The sequence below is a fragment of the Methanoregula sp. genome, from assembly GCF_049518935.1.
In the GTDB taxonomy this organism is placed as follows: domain Archaea; phylum Halobacteriota; class Methanomicrobia; order Methanomicrobiales; family Methanospirillaceae; genus Methanoregula.
In genome coordinates this window covers 290,388-312,622 of sequence record NZ_JBEKRH010000001.1, presented here as the reverse complement: position 1 = coordinate 312,622, position 22,235 = coordinate 290,388, and the positions used below count along the sequence as shown (strand labels likewise).

Annotated in this window: 25 protein-coding genes; 11 read left to right on the top strand and 14 right to left on the bottom strand. The window is 45.7% G+C overall.

Going from position 1 to position 22,235, the window contains the following annotated elements; genetic code table 11:
• Positions 1-2: 2 nt before the first annotated feature.
• Positions 3-344 carry a hypothetical protein gene (locus ABSE13_RS01525; RefSeq protein WP_424026711.1) on the top strand — a complete coding sequence of 114 codons (342 nt, stop codon included), beginning with the start codon at positions 3-5 and terminating at the stop codon, positions 342-344.
• An 87-nt stretch (positions 345-431) separates the two neighbouring features.
• On the opposite strand, the gene ABSE13_RS01520 is transcribed toward ABSE13_RS01525, so the two are convergent.
• Both ABSE13_RS01520 and ABSE13_RS01515 read right to left on the bottom strand, forming a co-directional pair.
• Positions 432-638, bottom strand: coding sequence for a hypothetical protein (locus tag ABSE13_RS01520; protein WP_424026710.1), 207 nt, complete (start codon positions 636-638; stop codon positions 432-434).
• A gap of 617 nt (positions 639-1,255) precedes the next feature.
• Positions 1,256-1,384, bottom strand: coding sequence for a hypothetical protein (locus tag ABSE13_RS01515; protein ID WP_424026709.1), 129 nt, complete (start codon positions 1,382-1,384; stop codon positions 1,256-1,258).
• A 165-nt stretch (positions 1,385-1,549) separates the two neighbouring features.
• Between ABSE13_RS01515 and ABSE13_RS01510 the strand changes: the two genes are divergently transcribed.
• From ABSE13_RS01510 to ABSE13_RS01495, 4 genes are all read left to right on the top strand, one after another.
• On the top strand, positions 1,550-2,305 hold the full coding sequence (locus ABSE13_RS01510) for a PHP domain-containing protein (RefSeq protein WP_424026708.1): 756 nt from the start codon (positions 1,550-1,552) through the stop codon (positions 2,303-2,305).
• On the top strand, positions 2,283-3,074 hold the full coding sequence (locus ABSE13_RS01505) for a zinc ribbon domain-containing protein (protein ID WP_424026707.1): 792 nt from the start codon (positions 2,283-2,285) through the stop codon (positions 3,072-3,074). Before ABSE13_RS01510 ends, ABSE13_RS01505 begins: the two co-directional genes overlap by 23 nt.
• A 14-nt stretch (positions 3,075-3,088) precedes the next feature.
• On the top strand, positions 3,089-3,283 hold the full coding sequence (locus tag ABSE13_RS01500; RefSeq protein WP_424026706.1) for a hypothetical protein: 195 nt from the start codon (positions 3,089-3,091) through the stop codon (positions 3,281-3,283).
• 424 nt (positions 3,284-3,707) lie between these two features.
• A complete protein-coding gene (locus ABSE13_RS01495) occupies positions 3,708-4,514 on the top strand; it encodes a sulfite exporter TauE/SafE family protein (RefSeq protein ID WP_424026705.1) in 807 nt (268 codons plus the stop codon).
• Between the two features lie 249 nt (positions 4,515-4,763).
• On the opposite strand, the gene ABSE13_RS01490 is transcribed toward ABSE13_RS01495, so the two are convergent.
• The 3 genes from ABSE13_RS01490 to hcp form a co-directional block, all read right to left on the bottom strand.
• Entirely contained in the window at positions 4,764-5,111 is a 348-nt protein-coding gene (locus ABSE13_RS01490) for a hypothetical protein (protein WP_424026704.1), read from the bottom strand.
• A gap of 175 nt (positions 5,112-5,286) precedes the next feature.
• Positions 5,287-6,210 (bottom strand): hypothetical protein, encoded by a 924-nt coding sequence (locus ABSE13_RS01485; RefSeq protein WP_424026703.1) that lies wholly within the window; start codon positions 6,208-6,210, stop codon positions 5,287-5,289.
• A gap of 235 nt (positions 6,211-6,445) precedes the next feature.
• On the bottom strand, positions 6,446-8,065 hold the full coding sequence (gene hcp, locus ABSE13_RS01480; RefSeq protein ID WP_424026702.1) for a hydroxylamine reductase: 1,620 nt from the start codon (positions 8,063-8,065) through the stop codon (positions 6,446-6,448).
• Positions 8,066-8,149: 84 nt separating this feature from the next.
• On the opposite strand from hcp, the gene ABSE13_RS01475 reads away from it, so the two are divergent.
• From ABSE13_RS01475 to ABSE13_RS01455, 5 genes are all read left to right on the top strand, one after another.
• A complete protein-coding gene (locus ABSE13_RS01475; protein WP_424026701.1) occupies positions 8,150-8,509 on the top strand; it encodes a winged helix-turn-helix transcriptional regulator in 360 nt (119 codons plus the stop codon).
• A 329-nt stretch (positions 8,510-8,838) separates the two neighbouring features.
• On the top strand, positions 8,839-11,367 hold the full coding sequence (locus tag ABSE13_RS01470) for an ORC-CDC6 family AAA ATPase (RefSeq protein ID WP_424026700.1): 2,529 nt from the start codon (positions 8,839-8,841) through the stop codon (positions 11,365-11,367).
• Positions 11,368-12,492, top strand: a complete 1,125-nt coding sequence (locus tag ABSE13_RS01465) for a hypothetical protein (protein WP_424026699.1) — start codon at positions 11,368-11,370, stop codon at positions 12,490-12,492.
• A 361-nt stretch (positions 12,493-12,853) separates the two neighbouring features.
• On the top strand, positions 12,854-13,087 hold the full coding sequence (locus ABSE13_RS01460; RefSeq protein WP_424026698.1) for a hypothetical protein: 234 nt from the start codon (positions 12,854-12,856) through the stop codon (positions 13,085-13,087).
• 14 nt (positions 13,088-13,101) lie between these two features.
• The gene (locus tag ABSE13_RS01455) at positions 13,102-15,396 is read left to right on the top strand and encodes a hypothetical protein (RefSeq protein WP_424026697.1); all 2,295 of its coding nucleotides are present in this window, start codon (positions 13,102-13,104) and stop codon (positions 15,394-15,396) included.
• Here ABSE13_RS01455 and ABSE13_RS01450 read toward each other — a convergent pair.
• Positions 15,380-16,381, bottom strand: coding sequence for a DNA-methyltransferase (locus ABSE13_RS01450; RefSeq protein WP_424026696.1), 1,002 nt, complete (start codon positions 16,379-16,381; stop codon positions 15,380-15,382). The two genes, ABSE13_RS01455 and ABSE13_RS01450, sit on opposite strands and share 17 nt — an antisense overlap.
• 216 nt (positions 16,382-16,597) lie before the next feature.
• Between ABSE13_RS01450 and fxsT the strand changes: the two genes are divergently transcribed.
• Positions 16,598-19,390, top strand: a complete 2,793-nt coding sequence (gene fxsT, locus ABSE13_RS01445; protein WP_424026695.1) for an FxSxx-COOH system tetratricopeptide repeat protein — start codon at positions 16,598-16,600, stop codon at positions 19,388-19,390.
• A 242-nt stretch (positions 19,391-19,632) separates the two neighbouring features.
• Here fxsT and ABSE13_RS01440 read toward each other — a convergent pair whose 3' ends face one another.
• From ABSE13_RS01440 to ABSE13_RS01405, 8 genes are all read right to left on the bottom strand, one after another.
• On the bottom strand, positions 19,633-19,812 hold the full coding sequence (locus tag ABSE13_RS01440) for a hypothetical protein (RefSeq protein ID WP_424026694.1): 180 nt from the start codon (positions 19,810-19,812) through the stop codon (positions 19,633-19,635).
• Positions 19,784-20,137, bottom strand: a complete 354-nt coding sequence (locus ABSE13_RS01435; RefSeq protein WP_424026693.1) for a hypothetical protein — start codon at positions 20,135-20,137, stop codon at positions 19,784-19,786. The genes ABSE13_RS01440 and ABSE13_RS01435 overlap by 29 nt, the downstream gene beginning before the upstream one ends.
• Positions 20,138-20,143: 6 nt before the next feature.
• Positions 20,144-20,410: a KilA-N domain-containing protein gene (locus ABSE13_RS01430; RefSeq protein WP_424026692.1), complete on the bottom strand. Its 267-nt coding sequence runs from the start codon at positions 20,408-20,410 to the stop codon at positions 20,144-20,146.
• Entirely contained in the window at positions 20,352-20,504 is a 153-nt protein-coding gene (locus ABSE13_RS01425; protein ID WP_424026691.1) for a hypothetical protein, read from the bottom strand. Before ABSE13_RS01425 ends, ABSE13_RS01430 begins: the two co-directional genes overlap by 59 nt.
• A gap of 256 nt (positions 20,505-20,760) precedes the next feature.
• Complete coding sequence (locus ABSE13_RS01420) at positions 20,761-20,892, bottom strand: hypothetical protein (protein WP_424026690.1); 132 nt, start codon at positions 20,890-20,892, stop codon at positions 20,761-20,763.
• Positions 20,885-21,442, bottom strand: coding sequence for a YIP1 family protein (locus tag ABSE13_RS01415; RefSeq protein WP_424026689.1), 558 nt, complete (start codon positions 21,440-21,442; stop codon positions 20,885-20,887). Before ABSE13_RS01415 ends, ABSE13_RS01420 begins: the two co-directional genes overlap by 8 nt.
• Position 21,443: 1 nt before the next feature.
• On the bottom strand, positions 21,444-21,743 hold the full coding sequence (locus tag ABSE13_RS01410) for a hypothetical protein (protein WP_424026688.1): 300 nt from the start codon (positions 21,741-21,743) through the stop codon (positions 21,444-21,446).
• Between the two features lie 58 nt (positions 21,744-21,801).
• A complete protein-coding gene (locus ABSE13_RS01405; protein ID WP_424026687.1) occupies positions 21,802-22,212 on the bottom strand; it encodes a hypothetical protein in 411 nt (136 codons plus the stop codon).
• Between the last annotated feature and the right edge of the window lie 23 nt (positions 22,213-22,235).

Sequence of the window (22,235 nt, the reverse complement as noted above, 5' to 3'; positions counted from 1 at the left end):
ACATGACCCGGGGACACCCGCCACTTGTTGCAATCGATGAGGCAAAACGGAAGGCGGCTCTTGGCGGGAGCCCGATCCTGCTTGTCCATGCAGACCGTCGTCTTCCGTTTGATTTTATAATGTATGAAGGAGGCTGCATCACGCTCGTCCGGGTGTACGGAGGTTGCGGTACGCCCATTATGGAATTTCCGATATCGGGATCTATTGTGCCCGCGAGATTTTGGAGATGCGGGATCTCAAGATTCCGGAAGGGATTTTCTGTGAGTTGCATATACGGGGCCCGGACCGTCGCTGGCACCGGTACCTCGTTCTTCCCACAATTGTTGAAGTTCTGGAAAATGTAATGCCCGAAGATCCGGGGGACGGGGAGGATGAACTTCATCCGTAATCCCGGATTTTCTTTTTAAACTTTTTCAAAAAGGATTCACGTGTTATCCTTCTGCCGGTTCAGCCCGCAGGAAATACGCACGCGTGCGATCCAGGAGACCGCTGAATGACCGGCTGATACCGGAGAGGCTGTTCTGCGGGGATTTTGCTGCACGTTCACGGTTTCCCTTTGAGTTCATATTCTCGCGGGGGTGCGGTGCCATGAGTGCCCCGGCACCGGTTTTTTGTTTTTTCTTCATCTTCATTGCCATCTTATTTCACCTTTGCTTCCCAGCAGGGAATACATAACCCGGTTTTTTTCGTATAGTAGAAATCCAGTACCGGAAACTGTTCCCCACACTGGCGGCACCGCATTGCAGGGATCTTCGGGCCTTCCCATGCCGGTAGATCCGTCCCGTTCTCATGAGCCCGGGAGGTCCGGGTCCCCTGAGCTCCCGGTGAAATTGCGCTCTGCTCCCGGTACACGGAAATGCATCCCTGTGTACTCTGCGGTTTCCTGTACCCTCGTTGAGAATACATTACTTTCAAGGATTCGTTCAGATGCTGGATCTGTTCGTGATGAACTCCGTAGGATGTAAGAATTCTCCTCACCTGCCCGGCACGTTCCCGCAGTGCGGACTGCTGCCTTACCTGCATGTTTGGCTTGCAACTATATAGATTTGGCGAATTAATATAGAGTTAATCAAATTTTTATAGAATTTTAAGATTGTTTTATGGCAGATAAAACTTGTACAGGAACTCTCCAGTGACGCTAAAATGTTTTCATGTACAATTTTCGAATCCCAGCAATAATGCTTAAAGAGCAAAATCAACCCCCGTCCGGATTCACAGCATAAAAAATATAGTAATAGTAAATTTTATATAGATTTTAGGCAGACTTTATTGTGTCGCATTCGGTCAGGACCTGTGTGGTTCCCTCCGGGAAATTCCGGCGGAGCACGGGATCGCACACCGTGACAAAACTGCCGGCCGGCCAGTCCCGGATTGACCCGGTCATTCCTGCACGTACTTCTTTGATGGTGCCGCTTCACCTGGTTCGGACCGGCAGTCTCATCGCGGTCATGGTCCCTCTCCACTGTTTATTACCAACGCGGATTGGTTGCATCTCCCCGCCCGGACAGGATGAGCGTGTGTCAGCCGGTACTCAGGTGAGGAGGACCGTATGAAGATAGATTTCCATGTGCATACCAACCGGTCCATCGATGCTGTTCCCAGCCCGCGTCTGGTAGTAAAACATGCAAAAAAACTCGGGCTCAATGCCATTGCCATCACTGATCACAACCGGCTCTTTCCTCATCACGAGGCCCAAAGGCTTTCCCGCGAATTTGGCCTGCTGGTCATCCCGGGCATGGAAGGCGGCAACATCGCGGTCCGGAAACACTGGATCGCGCTTGGCGTTTCCCGCCCGTTTGAATCCCACTCTATCGATACGGTCCTCTCCTTCATCCGGCATGAAGGTGGCGTCTCGGTCGCACCTCACCCCCATGCGAGGCTCGGCTATGCCAATTATGCCGACCTTGGTTTCGATGCCGTCGAGTCCCTGAACGGTAGCGAGCCCCTGGCGAACACCCTGGTCAGGAATACGAAAAATATGCCGGAGCTCGGTGGCAGCGATGCGCATGCTCTGCCCATGATGGGCCATACCTGGACCCGGGTAGAAGCGGATGGGACTCTTGACAGCGTACTCGAGGCAGTGCGTAGCGGGAGGTGTACCCCTTCCGGAACAACCGTCCCGTTTCTGGATTTCCTCCGGTTCTATCCCCTCTATGTCCGTCACCGTATCCTCGGCGAGCCACGGGAAGCAATATCCCGGGCCTGCCGGGTGATCCGGGAGATCCGGGCCCTCGGGACCGGGGAGTCCTCATGCACCGCTGTCGAATACCCACGGATACAAGGTGAACAGCATCCATCTCCATAACGATTCATCCCGGCCGGCCCGCTGGATTGGCATTGATCTCAACACCACCGGCCACGCTGTAGTTGCTGCCGATCTGGTGACCGGTAAAATCTTGAAACTTGGCAAGAGACTCCAGTATGCACAGACTTCTTCCACAAATAACTGCACGAAACTCTACAGGGAAGGAAAACTCTGGAAGCTTAAGAAGATGAAGACCCGGGAACGAAAGGAGTTCAAGGCCTCGCTCAACAAGATCTCGCGCCAGATCGTCTCGTTTGCAGAGTCGTCCTGCGCAGGGATTAAGTTCGAAAAACTCTTCACGTACCGCTACCTGCACCACAAGGAGGTGGAGAACCCGTACGAGTTCTCCTTTGAGAACAGCTCGTTCATCTCCCTCCTGCATCTTGTCGAGAAGCGGGCGCTCTCCCGGGGGATCCCGGTCCTGTACGTGAATCCGGCCAATACTTCAAAACGCTGCAGCAGATGCGGGAGTTTCGGACGCCGGGTCCGGAAACGGTTCGAATGCCCGCACTGCGGGGCTGTCATCCATGCCGATGTAAATGCCGCGTTCAATATCGCCGCCACCGCCCATGACCTGGACAAGTTCGAGATCGACCGGATGCGGATGACCAGAAAGGAGATCCGGCGCAGGGCCCGGGCCAGGCTGCCTCCTGAAGAAGAGGGTCGGTCTGTGCCGGTACCTGACCTCACCTGCCCACGGGAGGTCCTTATCCACAGGGACGCACTGCAGATGATCCTCGGGGAAGGGCAGACCCGGGCATGTTTATGAAAAGGAGGACACTTGTGACAACAACATCCATTGTAATAATCCGGTTTACGTGCCCTCGATGCGAGCACCGCTACGAGATGCACGATACCCGGGCCTCGCCCGACCGGGATATCCTGGAACAGCGTTCAGACCAGTACGAAGACGGGATCTTTGCGGTCTGCCCCTCCTGCGGCTGTGCCGTATCGGTAATGATGAGGATGCAGGGGTAACAGGATCCGGTATTTTTTTTAAAAATGTGGTAAAAAACTTCCGGAAAAGACATTGAATGCGGGGTCTGATACGCGTAAACGTACTATCAGGCAGAGTACCTGATAATAACGTCTGGAAATCCGAAAATCCCTTCTCATTTCTGTTCTGATTATTGCTGAGGTATTCTACGGAACCGATTGACAGGGAATTATAGTGAAGGGAAACCGGTTTCCGAGAGGTAATTTATCAGAGCCTGCCACATGGCTTTTATCTGCGAGATGCGCTCAAGGAAAAACCGATACCTGTTAACGAGGAAAATGATGAGCGGGACGAATCGTTCTGTATATCAATGATGATAAGTGCTGCTTCCACTATAGGTTTTTCTCGTGAGAATATTGATACCTGGAACGTAATAACATTTCAACAATCTTTTCGGAGTGTTTCATGGACCTGATCCTGCAGTATGCCAGTCTTTTACTCACCGGGATCCTCACCGGCACCGCTTCCGGGCTTTTTGGTGTCGGCGGCGGGTTCCTGATGACACCGGTCCAGTACTGGTTGTATACCCTTGGCGGAATGGATAGCACTCTTGCCACCCGGCTCGCTTTCGGGACCTCACTTGCTGTCATAATCCCGACAATGATCAGCGGAGCTTTTGCACACCACAGCCGCGGGGCGGTGAACTGGCAGGCTGCTATCCCGATGGGCTGTGCTGCCGTCTTCGGTGGCTTTGCCGGAGGGACAGCTGCCGCTCACCTTCCCGGCATCGTTCTCCGGAGTTTCTTCGCGCTCCTGATTATTTTAATAGCCGTTCGTATGATCTGGCACTTACAGAGCTGCACGGTCTCCGAACCCCGCGGATCGACCGGGGTTTTCATCATCATCGGATTTTTCATCGGAATCGTATCCGGTCTTGCCGGGATAGGTGGAGGAGTTCTCCTCGTGCCGGTTCTCGTGATTTTCCTCGGCTACCCCATTCATTCTGCGGTCGGTACATCTTCGGCGTGCCTCATCTTTTCATCGACAGGTGCCGTAGCTGCATACGTTATCAACGGGCTCAATATTCCGGGTCTTCCGCCATATTCTTTTGGCTATGTGAATCTCGTAACCTTCGTGCTCCTCGCTGTCACCACCATACCTTTGGCACGCTTTGGTGTGCATTGTGCCCATTGTTGTTCCGGCCGGAATTTACAGATTGTATTTGCCGGGGTACTGATCGTGATCGGTGGGATGATGCTCGTCATTGGGTAAGATAGAGGAAACCCCGCGGGCCAAAGATTTTGAAAATTATTCTTTTCGGATAAAAAAAATGCTTGTAACGATACAAATCGCTCCAAGAATGAGAAACGCTGAAGTTATTATGAAATTGAAGTTAAAGGCTGAAACTCCCGCATAGAAAAAAAGAGCTGCGCCAATAAAACAAACCAATCCTATCAGCTTATCAAAGAGAAAAGATTCAAGTCCCATGATAAAATCCCGAACGATCAGTCTTCCTGATTTCTAACAGGAGACATGAATGACTGCGGCGAATGATCGTGATTCCTCCTCAATAAGGGTGAGTATCTCCGGTGTCGGCCGGATAAACGTCTCGAAATGCCGGAGAATACCGTGGGATTCGATTGTAACAGGCAGATCCCCGTACTGCCCGGTTCCGATGTAGATGACAGGAGGTTGCTCATCGTTAAGAAATGACAGTTCGTGATCGGCAAGCGGTGTGTGGCCATAGCTGTTTTTGAGTTTTTTTGATTTTTTCTTGGACCGTTTCGAGACGCTCCGATCGGTATGGATGATTATGTCATGGTCATAACGCACATGGTCGATCTCGATCCAGCCGTACCTTGATTTCAAATCCCCCTCCCTCCCCATCATTATTCTTTCCTTATCGTCCGGACATATCATTATTTTCGCCATACCTCTCAATAGGCAACTATATTCCGTTTGTGATGACCGATGAAAAAAGAGGAAAACGAAAATGAAAAAAAATTAAAAATGAAATTGGAAGAAAAAATTCCGGTACCGGCGCTTAACTGGTCTTTTTCGTGCGAGGTCTCTTCACATCATCATCGGTAAAAGGAACGAATTTCGCTCCCTCCATCCGGATTCCCCCGACAATCCGGTGCTCATAATTGCCTTCACAGGCATCCGTGATCGCGATAACCTCCACGTAACCTGAAAGCGGCCCGGCCCTGACCTTCGGGGCGAGGATCTCCTGCACCTGGTAAATCCCCGCGGAATTGGACATTGAGATGCAGAGTTCGATTGGTTTATGCTTACCCTTCCGGATTTCCACACGCTCGATCGCAAGGGCCGAGACCGAATGGATGGTGATGCTCCCCCGTTCGAAGGCTGCCCGTCCGCGCCCCTTAGTCATGTCCGTTGAATCGCCGATACAGACAAGCGCCGCCTCGATCGTCAGCGGTTTTGGTTCCCCATGATGGGTATACATCGCAGAGAGGATGAACGATTTTACCTGTGTCCTCTTCACTATATCCGGGTAGATTGCCGGGAGCAACCGGTCGAGCACCGGGACTGCAAGTACGATACCCAGGTCGGCATGATCGGTTCGGTGGACCATGTTGCCGAAATCATGGCAGAGCGTGGCGACAAGAACCACGAGGGCCGCATCATCCCTGTCTCCAAATCCCCCGGCAACGATATCAGGCTGCACATCAGCACCCTCAAGAAGGTCGAGCATGGTGAGTGCCGATGCAGTGGCAACCTTCGCGTGCGTCTCCCCGTGATCGTTCATCCCGAGTTTTCTGGTGGCCACAAAATCAGCCATCTGCCAGTGGGTCTTCACCTCGGCATCGTTGATAATGAGTTCCCCCATGGCAGCAGCCCTGTGCTTACCGGCAAGACAGCGCCCGATCGTGGCAATGGACTGCTCTTCGAGATCAGGCCCTCCTGTTCCCCCGGTTGTATGTGCGATGTCTGTTCGCCGTCCCATGATGCATAAGGTGTGGTGGGGAAAGAATATCTGTCTCGTGGTCCTGCCAAAGGGTGCGATAATGTACGGAGGTTGCACTATCTGTTCACAGGTGCATCGCACGAGGACTCTGCCTTTTTAGTCCTTCATGCGATTTTTCGGATGGTGCCGGGTATCCGGGCGGGAATTCTGCCTCAAACGTGTCCTCCCCTGCGCAGCGAGGGAATATTTTCCGAGTCAGGGCGTTCTTTTTTGTTCAGATGCCGGGAACGAGCCGGGGGAGATCTGCTTCCACGGTACTGTTCTTTTTAATGCCGAAATTATTCACAAGGACATCCAGCACACCGGGCGAGACGAACGCCGGGAGTTTTGGCCCGAGCGTGATATCCCTGATCCCGAGGTTCAGCAGGGCGAGGAGCACGAGTGCCGCTTTCTGTTCGTACCAGGCGATGTTGTAGGAGACCGGCAGTTCGTTGATGCCGACCTTGAACGCGCCTGCGAGTGCCTGGGCGATCACGACGAGCGAGTAGCAGTCATTGCACTGGCCGGCATCGATCACCCGGGGGATCCCGCCGATGGTGCCGAGGTCGAGGCCGTTGTACCGGTACTTTGCGCAGCCGGCCGTCAGGATCACGGTGTCCATCGGCAGGGCTTTTGCAAACTCGGTGTAATAGTCCCGCTCCGCGTGCCGGCCGTCGCAGCCTGCCATGACCACGAAGCGTTTGATGTCGCCGTTCTTCACGGCGTCGATCACGGTACCGGCAATCGCGAGTACTGCGCCGTGGGCACAGCCGGTGATGAGGTCACGGCCGGGGGCGTTCAGGTCCTGCGGGGGTTGTGTGGTTTTTGCATGGGCAATTATGGATGAGAAGTCCTTCTTCCCGCTCTTGTCTGCCGTGATGTGTTTCACGCCCGGGAATCCGGCCGGTCCGGTGGTGTAGATCCGGTCCTTGTAACTGTCCTTGGGCGGGACAATACAGTTGGTGGTGACGAGCACCGGCCCGTTGAACTTCTCGAACTCCTCTTTCTGGTGCCACCAGGAGGAGCCGTAGTTGGCGACGAGGTTGTGGTATTTCTTGAAGGCCGGGTAGGCATTGGCCGGGAGCATCTCGCCGTGGGTGTAGATGTCGACACCGCTGTCCTTTGACTGCTCGAGGAGCTGCTGGAGGTCCTTGAGATCGTGGCCGGTGATCAGGATGCCCGGGCGCGGGAGCGTCGTGGTCTTTACGGACGTGATCTCCGGGTTGCCGTAACTCTTCGTGTTCGCGGTGTCGAGCAGGGCAAGCGTGGTCACGCCGATGCCGCCGCATTCGAGCACGAGCGCCGTCATCTGGTCGGCCGGGAGTGCGTGGAGGGTGGAGGCGAGCCCCTTCTGCATGAAGTCCGTGATCTTCTCATCGGTGTACCCGAGCACCGCCGCGTGGTGATAGTAGGCTGCAACGCCTTTCAGGCCGAAGAGGAGCAGGGCCCGAAGCGAGGTGATGTCATCGTTTTTGTTTGCTGCTTCTGCGATCTCCTGCGCTTTTGCGGCAATGTCGGCAGCGTTCCTGGGTGTCCAGGTGCAGGCATCCGGCTCGGTTGCGCTGCTCTTCGGGAGTGCGTCCCGGATCGCGAGGGCCTGCGTGATGAGGGCATGGAGCCGCCCGTCATCGAAGTTCGTGTTGGTCAGGGTGGCAAAGAGGGCTTCGGTGATGAACATGCCGGCCTCCTTGTTCTCTTTGCCGGTCTTTGCCGCGGCGATGTTGCGCTCGGCAGTTCCCTTGTTCAGGTAGATTAGGACATCCATGAGTCCTGCGGTCACGGCTTCTTTCCCGCAGACACCTTTTACGGTGCAGCCGGTTCCTTTCGCGGTCTCTTCGCACTGGTAACAGAACATTGTCAGACTCCTTTCGTATTCTTTTACTACAAAGTATCTTTAGGATACCAAGATTAAATAGAAAAGAGTTTCAGAAACCATACCATGGACGATGCGTGCACGGTTAACATGACTGTGAAATATTTGACAAAGAAGTGGACTCTTCTGATTATTCTTGAATTGTACAAGGGGCCGGGGCATACCCGGCGGTTTTCGGAGCTGAAGGATTCGCTTGGGGATATTACGCAGAAAATTTTGTCGGAGCGGTTGCGGGAACTTGAGACGGAGGGGATTGTTACCCGGAAGGTGGATGCTTCCACGTTTCCGGTGAAGAGCGAGTATACTTTGACCAAGAGCGGGCTGGAGCTGGTGGATGTGATACGGGGGATCAAGATGTGGGCGCTGAAGTGGAAGATTGATAATATTCCGTGCGGCGGGCAGGATTGCAGCGTGTGTGTGTTGTAGTTTTAGATTGACGCTCTTGGGGGCTGCGCCCCCGCCGCGTGGGCATCCCCCCGGGGGTGCCGATGATGCGGGGAATACTGGAGATCAATTATTGACAATTTCCCGGATACCAGTTCTATCTGATTATGAGTTTGTTTGTTCCTGAAACTGTAGAATTAGAAATGAAGATAACAAAGATAGCAAAGATAACAGAGACAGCCGCATTCAACTCCTCTTCGATGCGTTCGTAACGAATTTAATTTAAACCAAATGATCTTGTCCCAATAATTTGAGAATTTCAAGTACCCTTTACTTAAATAATAATAATCTGTCATAATTAGTTGTTTCATATGGTCAAAATGGATAATCAAACTAAGGCGTTTCTAAAGTCAGATAAAATGCCCGGTGAGATTGAAATCCGTAATCGAAAATTTTTTCTGAAAAAATATGAAGGATCTGGATATAAAGGGGTAGTATGGAAAGGAAAAAACGAATATAACTTAGATGTCGCAATAAAATTTACAATTCGCGAAGACTACGACGATCGGTCCTACTTGAAGGAGGCTGAATTAGCAAATAAATTATCGGATTCGCAATATTTCGCTCGATTTCTTGATGTTGGAACTGTTGAATTAAATATTTTAGATACTGGAAAGAAAATTTTTGTTTGTTTTGTTGAAGAATTTGTGTCGGGAGAAACACTAGAAGAACATTTAAAAAATAATTCTAATATCAAAACAAGTTTTTTAAAAGCATATATTGAAAATATGTGCCAGGCCTTAAATGATTTAAAAGTTGCAGGTTTATTCCATGACGATCTCCATTTAGCAAACATCAAAATAATCCCCCCAAAAAAAGGGCAGTTGAATCAAATTGAATCGTCTTTGAAAATTATTGATACAGGGTCTTTAAAGGATCAACCCTCGAAGAAAATCAAGGATGATCATTTGTGGTTTGTCACCCATATTATTGAGATAAAAAATGCGATAATTCGACGCAAAAAATTATCTAAAAATGAAAAAGTATTCCTCGAAAAAACAAACAAGCTTCTCGAGACGATGATTGATGAAGACATTACGCGAGCACTCCGCGACCCATCGGCTATCACTAAACAATTTTCGGCAATTTGGAAAGAAAGTATGTATCCATCATTTCCGAAAGAAGACAATACATTGGACGATCCATTTTACTATTTATCAGCTGAAATCATCCCCAATGATTCATTGTTAGTTGAGCTTTTTGCAGAATCTTGTCCTTGGAAAAAGCGTGTTAGTAGTCCAGATATGATTGTTTTGACTGGGCCGCGGGGATGTGGTAAATCCACGATTTTTCGAAGGATGAGTCTAAAAGGAATGCTATATAAGGGGATAACTGAAGTCGAATCTTCTCAAATCGTTGGTTTTTACATTTCTTGCAGCACAGATTTCAAAAATCGTGTCTCGTGGATAAATACTAAAAATTTAGCTAAACGGTATGAAGGTGAAATTCTTCACTATTTTAATTTATTACTATTGAGAGAAATTGTCTCAACTCTCAACGTTGTTTCGATAAGAGATGATAGAATTCGGATATTTAGATTTGATAATAGTGATGAAATTCAGTTTTATAACTTTGTTACGGGAAAATTGCATATCACAGATTCAAAGAAACTTCTATTGCAAGGATCTTCTCCGATAAAACATCTATTAGAATTAGTCGAATCTGATTTGGAAAATTGTCATTCAACAATGAAAAGAGGGACTTCTTTACTTCAAAAAACAGATGTCTCATTCATATCTGATATTACAAATTATTTATCTTCGAAAAATCAATTTTTCGGTCAAAGAAAAATCGTATTTTTTGTTGATGACCTATCGACTCGAATTATTCCGAAATATGTTCAAATCGCTCTAAACCAGATAATTTTTGACAGGCCATCCAATCATATTTTCAAGGTATCTTCAGATAAGTACGGTTGGGAAATTGGTGAAGACAGGACATTTATCGATAAATATCGTGAGTTTGAAGAGATTGATTGTGGTACATATTTTGTCAATGCCGATGAAAAAACAAAAATTAATTTTTCAAATGATATTTTGGAGCTCCGTTTAGAGCTCAGTAAGTACAAAGGGACTCCTGAATCAATTATAGGACATTCAATTTATCAAGAAAAGTCGCTTGGAAAGGAAATACGTGCCAGGGCCAGACGAAGAGAGAAAATTAATGATATTTACTTCGGTATCGAGACAATTTCCAATTTGTGTTCTGGAGATATTTCAGTATTAATTGACGTCTATAGAAAAATATTTGAATACGGGAAAATTACTCCAGCCAGCAATCAAACCGTTAGCTCCTTCACTCAAAATAAAGCAATTTTGGAGGTTTCCAGAGAGTATCATCAATTCATAAAATCTTACCAACCATATGGCGAGGAAATGTATAAAATTTCCACCGAATTTGGAAAGTTATCCCGGAAAATCCTCCGAGAATCCGAATATCGAAACGCAAAAGACAAAAGTCTGATTCCAGAAACTTCACGAATCTATGTAGAAGAGGACTTGTCAGAACCGTCATTAGGTTTAAACCCTGAACAATCAGAAAAAATGACGGAGCTAGTTAAACGCACAATTTTCATCGAACTTGAACCTTCAAGGGCAAGAGACGGCTATACAAAATTAATTAGATGGCAATTAAGGCCCATTTTATGTCCGGTATTTGGAATCAGTCTCGCTAATAGCGGTGCAATACAATGGAAACCCGAGGCATTCCGATTTTTTATTAGTTCTCCGGAGGACGCATGCAATTCTGAATATACAAAAGTTTGGAAGTCTGAAAAAAATGAAGAGGATAAAGACTTACAAACATTAGATCGTTGGTCACCCCATCAATCGGAGGATTAAATGTTCAGTTTATCCGAAACTAAGTTAGGTGATATCCTCCCGGATTTGCCGGATATTAAAAAACTCAAAGTCCCTAAAGATTTTGAAAATAAAAAGGATGATTTATTCATCTGTGTCCTGGGTTTTGAAGATAGAGCAAAAAATATCGCGCAAAAATTATCCGATAATGCTAATTATCAATGTACCGAGAGTATTTTATTAGAATACCTTACAAATCGGAAAGATAATGAAATTAATCGAGAAGCAACTGAAAAATCTTTGACGAGTTTCAGTGATTTGCTAACTAATATGCAGTGTGAAGCGGATGATTTCCTTGATTCATTCCGCCAAATACTAAAAAGACTCTGCAATAATGAAAAACATATCCCTTCAATTACATTTGATATCAGCTCTTGCAGCGCAAAATTAACTCTTGAATTATTACATATTATTTTTGAATTCAATGTAAGATTACTATTGGTCTATACTGAAGCAGCCTTATACTATCCTCTAGAAAAACAAACCGAAGAGATTTTGAAGTTAATTGATGAGAAGGGTGATGATTTTTATCAAACTTTCGGACCGACACGTGGTGTCGCAAAAATTGTCCCAAGTCGATTTCATTCGGGTTGCAATTTAGATGATTTGCCAAATGCTGCGATTTTATTTGCAACTTACAAACCAGAAAGAAATACGACCGCATTGTCCAATATTTTTGCCGACCCGCCAATTGAAAAATATGGAGATCGAATTGTTTGGGTTATAGGCAAACCGCATAAGAAGAAGGATTATTATCGAATTGAATTTACTAAGAAAATTAATAAAATTACAAGGACCTCGAAATGTAAAATTCTTTCAACTTTTTACTATAAGGAAACATTATCCTATCTCAACGAAGAATTCGAAAAATTATCCAATGAATATCATGTTTTTGTAACCGCTTTGGGATCAAAGATGCAAGTTATCGGACTGTCCCTCTTCCATCATATTCACCCAGATGTAACTATTTTGTTTGTCACTCCCAAAGAATATGATGCTGATAAATACTCCGAAGGGAGTCTCGAAACCTGGAAAATAGATTTTGGCGAAGTAAACAAAATTAAGGAAATATTGGATAAAATTGGGACGTTAGAACTAAAAAATTAATAAAATTCTCGACATTTTAGAAGGATATTTGCTTGGGTTTCGTATGTTTTTTCGAAATGGATAGAAGAGTCCTTTTGAGATCTCAATAATTATCAATAATTCCGATTGCGAACCTTAACCTTTTGATCCTGTTTTCACTTTCATTTTGAATATGTCAAAATTGGATGGTTGGAAAAATTCACTCATGTCCACAAAAGGTTTTCAGATTGAAGTTAAGCAAGTAAGCGATAACATATGGGTTTTTATCCCAGATATTTCTTTCGAAAACCATTTTTGTATCCCATACTAATGGAAAATATGTTTCATTAGAGAAAAATTTATGATAGCTTAATGCATAATTAATGTTAGTGATGTGAAGCCAATGGTAAAACCAAAAGTAGAAAGTGAAACAAAGGATGCAAGATTCAAACGAATCGCATCGGCCCGAACATCAAGAATCTTAGATGATCTTCGTTTGCTTGGGAATTGCGCCAACACCAGTCATTACGGTTACACAGAAAACGAAGTCGGGAAAATATTCACCGCTATCGAAAAGGAACTAAAGCGGACAAAATCGTTGTTCAGCACTCAACTGACAGAATTTTCCCTTGAGTAGGGAAGGTGATTGAAATGCAAGTGAAGGAACTGTTCCAAATTTTTCAAACCGAAAATGATGTCTCAAAAATTGAAGAAGCGATAGAAACATTCGAAAAAGCAGCAGGTCAATCTGTTCAATGGATCCCTGTTGGGAAAAGAGAAAATAACGTTGGAACTATTGAAGGATCTTCCGATCCTGGAAGATCTATAGTTGAAAGAATTACCAACGGAATCGATGCTATCCTTGAATTGGAATATCTGAAACATAATGGACTTCCGGATTGCAGAAGCCCGCGAGAAGCGGCGAATTCATGGCTGAATGTTCCACCGAATGGATTGAGCGAGCTTAGCCCGGCCCAAAGAAGATCCTTAGCCCAACAGATCATGATTAGAATTCAGCCCGGGTCCGGACGTGAAAAGAGAATCGTAGAGATAAGAGATTTTGGTATCGGAATCTCTCCCGAACAGATGCAAGATACAATTTTGAGTTTGAATGAAAGCAATAAGCTGAAAAAATATTACGTCGCTGGTATGTACGGACAAGGGGGCTCCAGCACTTTTGCACGATCAAAATATACTGTGATTGCATCCAGAGAGGGTCCAGATCCTAGAGTTGGTTTTACGGTCGTAAAATATCTAGACTTACCACCCGATTCCTACAAATCCGGGCATTATGTGTACCTTACATTGAATGGTTCGGTCCTACAAACGGAAACAGAAATAACTGAATTCAAACCAGGAACCCAAGTGAAACATTTCGGGTATGATTTAACAAACTATTCTAGCCCCGTCGGTCCAAACAGTGTCTATGGCCTGTTGAATTCGATATTATTTGATCCGATATTGCCAATTTGGTTGGATAATCAGATCCATAATTATCGTCGTGTAATCAAAGGTTCACGAAATGCACTTAATGGTGCGGTTGACGAGGGGGATGAATCCAGTAGAGGTCCAGATATCGCCCACTCAATGAAAATGTTTTATGTAAATCTGGGTGATTGGGGGAGAGTAGGGATGGAGTACTGGGTCCTTAAAAAACCGGAGAAGGGAAGTCAGAGCCCCATCAAGGCATTTGTCAATCCACAAAAACCCATCATCCTTACATTGAACGGTCAGAGCCATGCTGAATTTTCGAAAATTCTGATTAGTAAAAGTGCAGAGCTGCCATATCTGACTCAGCGGTTCATCGGACATATAGATTGCAATTCACTCACTCCTTCTGGAAAACGAGCTCTCTTCGTTTCAAACAGGGAAGATGCGATAAGGGGAGAATTATCTGAATTAATTCAACAAGAATTCATCAAAGCAATAAAATCAGACGACGCTCTGCATTTACTAAATATCGAAGCCCGCTCCGAGAATATTCACGAAAGAGATGAAAATGAAATCCAACAAATGCGGAAAGAGGTTGCTGCGATATTAAGAATTCAAGGCATGGAACCGACTTTTGCAATTGGGGGTTCAAAAGTTAGTGGAACGATAAAAACAGAACCGCCCATTTCACGACCCGGACATAAGAGAGCCATCAAACAAATTGAACCTCGCGAGCCTCCGACGTACATAAAAATATTATGGGATGTCAATAAGGAAATTCCATTTTACCCGGGTCAAAGAAAGTACATCCGGATCGAAACAGATGCGAATAGTAATTATCATGATCCAGATGACCCGACGAAGTCGAAGGTCAACATTATTCAGGCTCCCGGCATTGTGAATTTCTGTGGGTCCACACCACTACAGGCCGGACGTATGAGGATTATTTATGAGAGTCCGACCACAGCCCAGATCGGCAGCAAAGGAAAAATCCGTGTCGAACTCCATCGTCAGGGATTACTTTCGTTATCTGATGAACGCTCTGTTGTTATTATTGAGCAACCTCCTGCATCCGATCCAAGTAAACAGTTGACACTCCCTCCCTTCGATGTTGTTCCGATAGATCCTGATAATACAATGTGGGAGACGCTCCAGTGGCCTTTGGAAATTAATGAAGTTGCATCGGCTGCAATCGAACAAGAAGGGATGTTAACTATTTATTATTCGACGGTTTTCCCAAAATTTGCTGAGAAATTAAAAACCTATGAACGTCGCGATTCTGCTCTTGCGGCGTCTTTCACGAAGAAATATGAAGTATGGCTTGCGGCTCATTCTTTATTGTTGGAGCAGGATCGAAAGATGAAAGAGATGGTGAGTATCGGCAGCCAGGGCGATGATTCAGATCAATCCGAAATATTTGAGAGAAATGAACGATGCCGGATTGCAACAATCGCAACAATTTTCGCTGAACGCGAGGTGGCATATATTAGTGCAAAACCTACTGAAGATCAATAATTTTTTTCAGAGCTTTTTCAATTGACCAATATCCTCTTTGAAATTCATCTTGTAGGATTACAACAACATCCTTTTTCGTTTTCCCACTTTTGAGGAGCTCATTGTATCGACTCAGAAGTTTTTGACATTCTTCCGGATCCCATGATTTTCCTTGATTTATTGACTTCTTAACAATTGGTGTCCGTAATTTTGAAAATAAATATCCCGGCTCGAGCGTTTCAATCTCCTTGATTTTTTCTTGGAATATAGAGGAAGATAATTCGAACCCAACAAATTTTCTGTTCAATCCTATCGCAACTCGAGCCGTTGAGAAGCCGCCCATGAAGAAATCACAAACCAAATCTCCCTCATTACTGCTATATTGAAGCATTTTTTTCAACAGTTCATCAGGAAGTTCATTCTGGTTTTTTATTTTTCCAGGTTTGTATTGACGGGGTATTGTCCAGACATCCTCCCGGTCAAAATAATTGATGGATCTCCCATTCTCATTTGCTTCCTTTAATCCGAATCGTGATTCGACATTAAAAGTCCGAACTCCCCCAGGTTTTTCACAGAATAAAATATGATAATGTGAAGAAACGTATTTTTTTCTTGTGTACACACCAAAATTAAATTTCCATATTATATGATTGATTTCTTTTAATCCTTCATCCTGTAAAGCTCGAAGAACGTAAGATAAATTTGTGTAACCTGAAACGACATAAATTGAACCGCCAGGTCGTAAAACTCGTGCTGCTTCTCGGATCCACTCGTAGCTAAATTTTTCGTATTCGGATCCAGGGATCTCAATATATCCATCGACCACAAGTTTTTCATTCCGATTATAGTGTAAATGATGATTATTTCCGTTAATTCCATATGGCGGATCAGTAACAATCAAATCAACCGAATTATCATCGAGATGGTTCAACGCCCCAGTAATGCAATCTTCATTATAAAAAAAAGAATCATGAAGGATTCTGGGACTATTCTTTTTCGAACTCATGCTTCTAACAGAAGTAAGTACGGTTTATTCGTTATTAATTCCAACGATTCCGTTTTTATTTTCGAGTATTCTCGATCGCAGATTTCCTGAATGAAAATAATTCCCGGTTCAACACCAACCTTATCGCGCTCAGACTCGCAACCCCTTGGCCACTGCCGAACGCCCGCATGCGCCAAAGCGCAGGGCCCCTAAAAATTTAGAATTTTGATAAAACAAATGAATAATTTCTTTGCTATCAACCCAACAAATAACAATAGAAGAAAAATGGTTCCAATTAACGACAAATCTGAAGAGCAATCTCAAAAAGATTTTTTTATAAGTTATACTAAATCCGATGAAAAATGGGCCGAGTGGATTGCCTGGCAACTTGAGGAGGCGGGATATTCAACTGTGGTTCAGATATGGGACTTCAAATCGGGCAGTAATTTTATTCTTGAGATGGATAAAGCGATAAAAGGAACTCAGCGAACGATTGCTGTATATTCCCCAGATTTTTTTCAATCGCTTTTCACGCAACCGGAATGGGCTGCAACTTTAATTCGGGATCCAACTGGGGCAGATGGCCGACTTATACCTGTTCGGATCCGGAAATGTACGCCGGATGGCTTACTGAAAGCTATCAGTTATATTGATCTCGTTGATTCCGATACATCGACTGCAAAAGAAATCCTGCTTCGAAAAATTACGCAGGAGCGACTCAAGCCAAAATCAGCACCCATTTTTCCGGGACAGCCAACCATTTCCACCCCCCCACAATTTCCGGGATCACTACCCACTCTGTGGAACATTCCGTATCGTAGAAATCCAAATTTTATCGGCCGCGATGAGCAATTGGAAAAACTGCACGAGAGTTTGACCTCCGGAAAATATGCAGCGGTAACTCAAGCGATCAGTGGGTTAGGAGGGATCGGAAAGACCCAATTGGCGACAGAATATGCATACCGTTTTTCATCAGATTATACCGTCGTGTGGTGGCTGCGTGCCGAGGATCCTGCTATTCTTGCTGCGGAATATGCCCAGCTCGCAGATAGTCTAGGTCTTACGCCGGTCGGTACTTCTGATCTGCAAAAGAAAATTCGAACTGTTCGAAGTTGGCTTGAGCAAAATCGGGGATGGCTTCTGATCTTCGATAATGCGCTGCAACCAAGAGATTTGCATGACCCACAAAATCCCGAACGCCAATACCTACCTTCATGTTCTATTGGTCATGTTATTATTACATCTCGTAATCCCCATTGGGGGGAACTTGCGCAACCAGTAAAAGTTAAGGTTTTTGAACGATCGGAATCTATCACGTTCCTTTTGAACCGTACGAAGGAGACAGATCACATTGCAGCCGGTGTTCTTGCGGAAATGTTGGGTGATTTACCTTTGGCATTAGAACAGGCCGGGGCGTTTATTTCTGAAACTCCAGGCATAACAACTGCCACTTATCAAGATTTATTTAAAAAGCATCATTCTGAACTCCTAAAACGCGAAAAACCTCCATTGCAGTACCCTGATACGGTCGATACAACGTGGAGGATCTCCATGGATAAAATCAGGAAGGATAATTCAGTTGCCGCCAATTTGTTGAACCTATTTGCATTTTTCGCACCAGATAACATTCCGCCAGCATTGTTAAAAAACAGGGAGAGATTTCTTCCGAAACTTCTTGCTTCGGTAGTCAATGATGATATCGAAATAGGTGATGCTCTGGCACTTCTCGAAAGATACTCACTAATCGAATCATCTTGCCAAACTATTTCCATCCATCGTTTGGTCCAACTTGTCACGAGGGACTGGTTGAACGTAACCGAGAGAAGGAATTGGAGCAAAGTTGCAGTTTTAGTAAATAATGATGCGTTTAATTTTCATCCGGATCATCTCCAATCTTGGCAGGAATGTCTTCCATTACTCCCTCACGCTCTGTCAGTTGCCGAACATGCGGAAAATTTGGATGCAGAAGCTTCCACCACATCAGAAATTTTGAACAAAATTGGGTTATACTTTCAACAACGTGCAGAACTGCTTGACGCAAAACGAAATTTTGAAAGGGCGTTGGTAATTGACGAGAAAAAATGTGGATCCGAGCATGCATCAGTAGCAAGGGATATCAACAATCTTGGAGGGGTTATGAGGGCCCTAGGTAACTTTTCCGTAGCTAAGATTTGTTATGAGCGTGCCCTTGCAATTAACAAAATTGTCTATGGGCCTGAGCAATCAGAAGTCGCTACCGTTTTAAACAATCTCGGATTAGTCTCGAGGAATTTGGGCAATCTTCGTGAAGCTAAGGAATATTTCGAGAAGGCGTTAGTAATCGATGAGAGGGAATTTGGGAACGAACACCCATCAGTTGCCGCTGTGATGAACAACCTTGGAACCGTCTTGTTGGATTTAGGGAAACTTCAGGAAGCTAAGAAATTATTCGAGCGTGTGCTGGCAAGCAGTGAGAGGATATACGGAACTGAGCATCCTTTGACTGCAACAAGAGCAAACAATCTCGGATTTACCCTAAGGGCTCTTGGCGATTTTTCCGAAGCTGAGAAATACACCCGGCGGGCATTGTGTATTGACGAAAAAAGTTATGGGCCCGAGCATCCTGAAGTTGCAATTGATGTTAACAATCTCGGACTAATCCTCCAGGATATGGGAAATCTACAAGATGCTAAAAAATGTTTTGAACGGGCACTGGCAATCGATGAAATAGCATACGGACCCGAGCATCCAAAAATAGCGATAAGAGTTAATAATCTCGGATCAATTCAAGCAAGTTTGGGCGATTTTTCTAGAGCGAAAATATGTTTCGAGAGGGCTCAGAAAATTGATGAAAAAACTTACGGACTCGATCATACCCAAGTTGCAATATCGGTTAATCACATTGGAGAGGTTTTGAAGGAGTTAGGCGACCTACCCGAGGCAAAAAAATGTTTCAGACGTGCATTGAAAATTTTTAGGAAACACTTGGGTGATCAACATAGTTCAACTAATATGGTTCGAAAAAATTTGTCGAGTCTAACTAATAGGTAGATGGGTGATTGAACCCAATCAAAATTGTTACGACCCTTGAATAAATTTCAGTTTTTCTTTTTATTAATTCCAGATTCCCGAAACTAAAACGCTCTCACGCAACCCGGCCCGTGTCTCTAACAAAATTTTGATTCCGGTTCAACACCATTTATGCCACGCACCCTCTCGCAACCCCACTTCACAGAAAATTCCCAAAACCATAACGCTCCCCGGCCTCCCAGTTCCGGAACAGAACACCGGATTTACGTTCCCCCGCTGATCAGCCGGGCCGTCGTGTCCTGCGTAAGCAGCGTCATCTGGTGGATCGCGATTGCATTCAATTTTATAAGCCGCTCGGGCTGGGGAATATCTTCGCCAATGAAATGTGCGTTGAGATTCTCTAGATATCGAACCTCATATGAGGTGAGATACGCGAAGAGCATCAGCTCTTCGATGTTTCGAGAGGCAGACAAGCTGCGAAATATCGGCGTAATCCCGGATATTCCCTTTTTTATCCGGGTTGCTGTCGCGCCATTCTTTTGCGGTGAACCCGAAGAGAGTCATGTTGAGAAGATCGGCTTCGGATGCGTACACCCGGTTGATCTGGGCCGGGTTGAGCTCTTTCGGGATCAGGTTCTCTTTGATCGCGTCCGTATGAATCCGGTAATTGATCTTCGCGAGGTTACGCCGGATATCCCATCCAAGTTGTTTTCGTTCCTCATCCTTGAGTCGCTGGAATTCCTTGATGAGGTAGAGTTTGAATTCCACTGAGATTCATGAAGCGAATTCAAACGCGATATCCTTGTGCGCATAGGTACCGCCGTATCGTCCGGGTTTCGCAACGATGCCCCGGGCGTGTGTCATCTCGATCCACTGTTTCGGTGTCAGGGTGAAACTGTTGAGGCCGGCCTGTTTTCTAAACCCGTCGAATTGGACGGGATTAAAATCCGGGTTGTTGAGCTGCTCCCAGATGCTGAGGAACTCAGGCGGTGTTGCGGTTCCGGAGCCAGCTCCGGATAAGATCGTCAGTGTTCTCGGCATTCTTGTACCGTGCGATATCGGTAATGCAGATGTAATCCTCATCGTTCTCAACAACAATACCAACTTCACGGTCTAACACATTGATCTTCGCCATGGTGAAACCTCATCTGAACCCGGAGTTTCCGGACAAATATCGGTGAACCGGAATCTTCCCGGGTTTGTTATGAAGGAACGGCGTGAGTGGTGTGAAACTGTCCTTAGTGTGGACGAATAAAAAAAGCGACAGATTTTTTGGCAATATCGGCCGATTTGCTGATCCAAAATGATCAAACAGAGCCTATTTTGGAGAGATCCGGGAGGTACTCCCAAACATGAAGCATCTCCGACGGGAGGGTGGTGAACCCTCACGATCACCGGCTCATGCCAGACGCCTCGTGATCGCCCGGTTGTGTGCTGCCCTTCGCAAGTGCAAAACTGAGGTCCTTCCGCCACCCCCGCGAAGTAGTGGCAGACTCCTGGCCCGGGAAGTTTACACTATCCAAACAATTTCACATGAGCAATAGAGAGCAGAACTACGATCGTTCCCGTAGTGAAAATCGCAACAAACGCGGCCTGGTCTTTTGTTTTCTGATGAAATTTCCTGATCCCGTAATAGGTAAAGACCATGAACGCCGCTGCAAGAACCAGTAATGAATAGGGAACGTGAAACGCGATCGGGAGCCAGATGAATAATACCGGTAACGCCGATGCAGTGATCACTGATTTCAGGGTTTTTTCAAAATCCGGTTTTCCCCCGGTAAATAAAACAAAAAAGTGCTCGATGAGACTGATGACGAGAAGGAAGAATAATCCGTCTACTAAGAACAGAAAAATCGTCGTAGCGGTAAACACGGTTATCCCCGTCAGATCCGGGACCCCGGCCCTTTCAAAAAAAACCTTCCGGATACCATAGAATACGAGAAACAAAAACGATCCGGCGAGAACCGTAGCAATAAACGAAAGAATATCGGCTTTTACCGGCTGTGCCCCGGTTTTTTCCAGATACTCGCGGGAAAGCGGGATATGCGGTGTAATTTTTTCCCGGGAAACCATGTCAACGCTCCAAAAAATAATTATGGGACTCCAAAACAGCCAAAGCCGGTCGAGACCCCTTTTCCGAATCAGGTTCCGGTCCATGAAAGGGATATCTGCGATCAATTTCCCGGGAGATCATGAGAACTCCTGCTCCCACCAAAAATCCGAAAATAATTAGGATCTCGCATAACATGGCACTCTTCACTACGGTCTGGGAGCTCATGATATCCGCGGCATACGAGCCCACCTGGGAAAATATCCCAAGGATACTCATGATCATGATGAATAAAACCAGGAATCGTTTTGTTTTCATATCCATACGTTCACCTCATTTATGACCGGAATACATCAGTACCTATTCTCCGGTTCTTCAGCGATTACGATTCGTTTAGCCTGAGCTTTTCCTGGAATGCCAGGGCAAGTACCAACATTAAAAGATACCCTCCGATGGTTGGATAGGTATTGTAACTGCTGTTAATTTGCGATGGCTGAATTAGGATCACCACGATCCAGAGAAAAAAACCAGCAATAATTCCTTTCAATGCAGAAAACTGCTGTTCCTTTTTTGCATCTGACCAGCTTGATCGCTCGAAATAATAAAATCCGGATCCAATAAACACCGGGACAGGGCCAAGATTTATCCAGGCAAGTAACGGGTTCAGGAAAGCATTCTGGTGATAGGATATCGTAGTTGATTCAAGGTATAGTGTGAGAATCGTCCAAGCCGTAATGAGTATTAACCCGCTGACAATTCCCAATATTTTTTGATCTGTCTGAGATTGGGTCATTATTGAATCACGTGTCCTGTCTC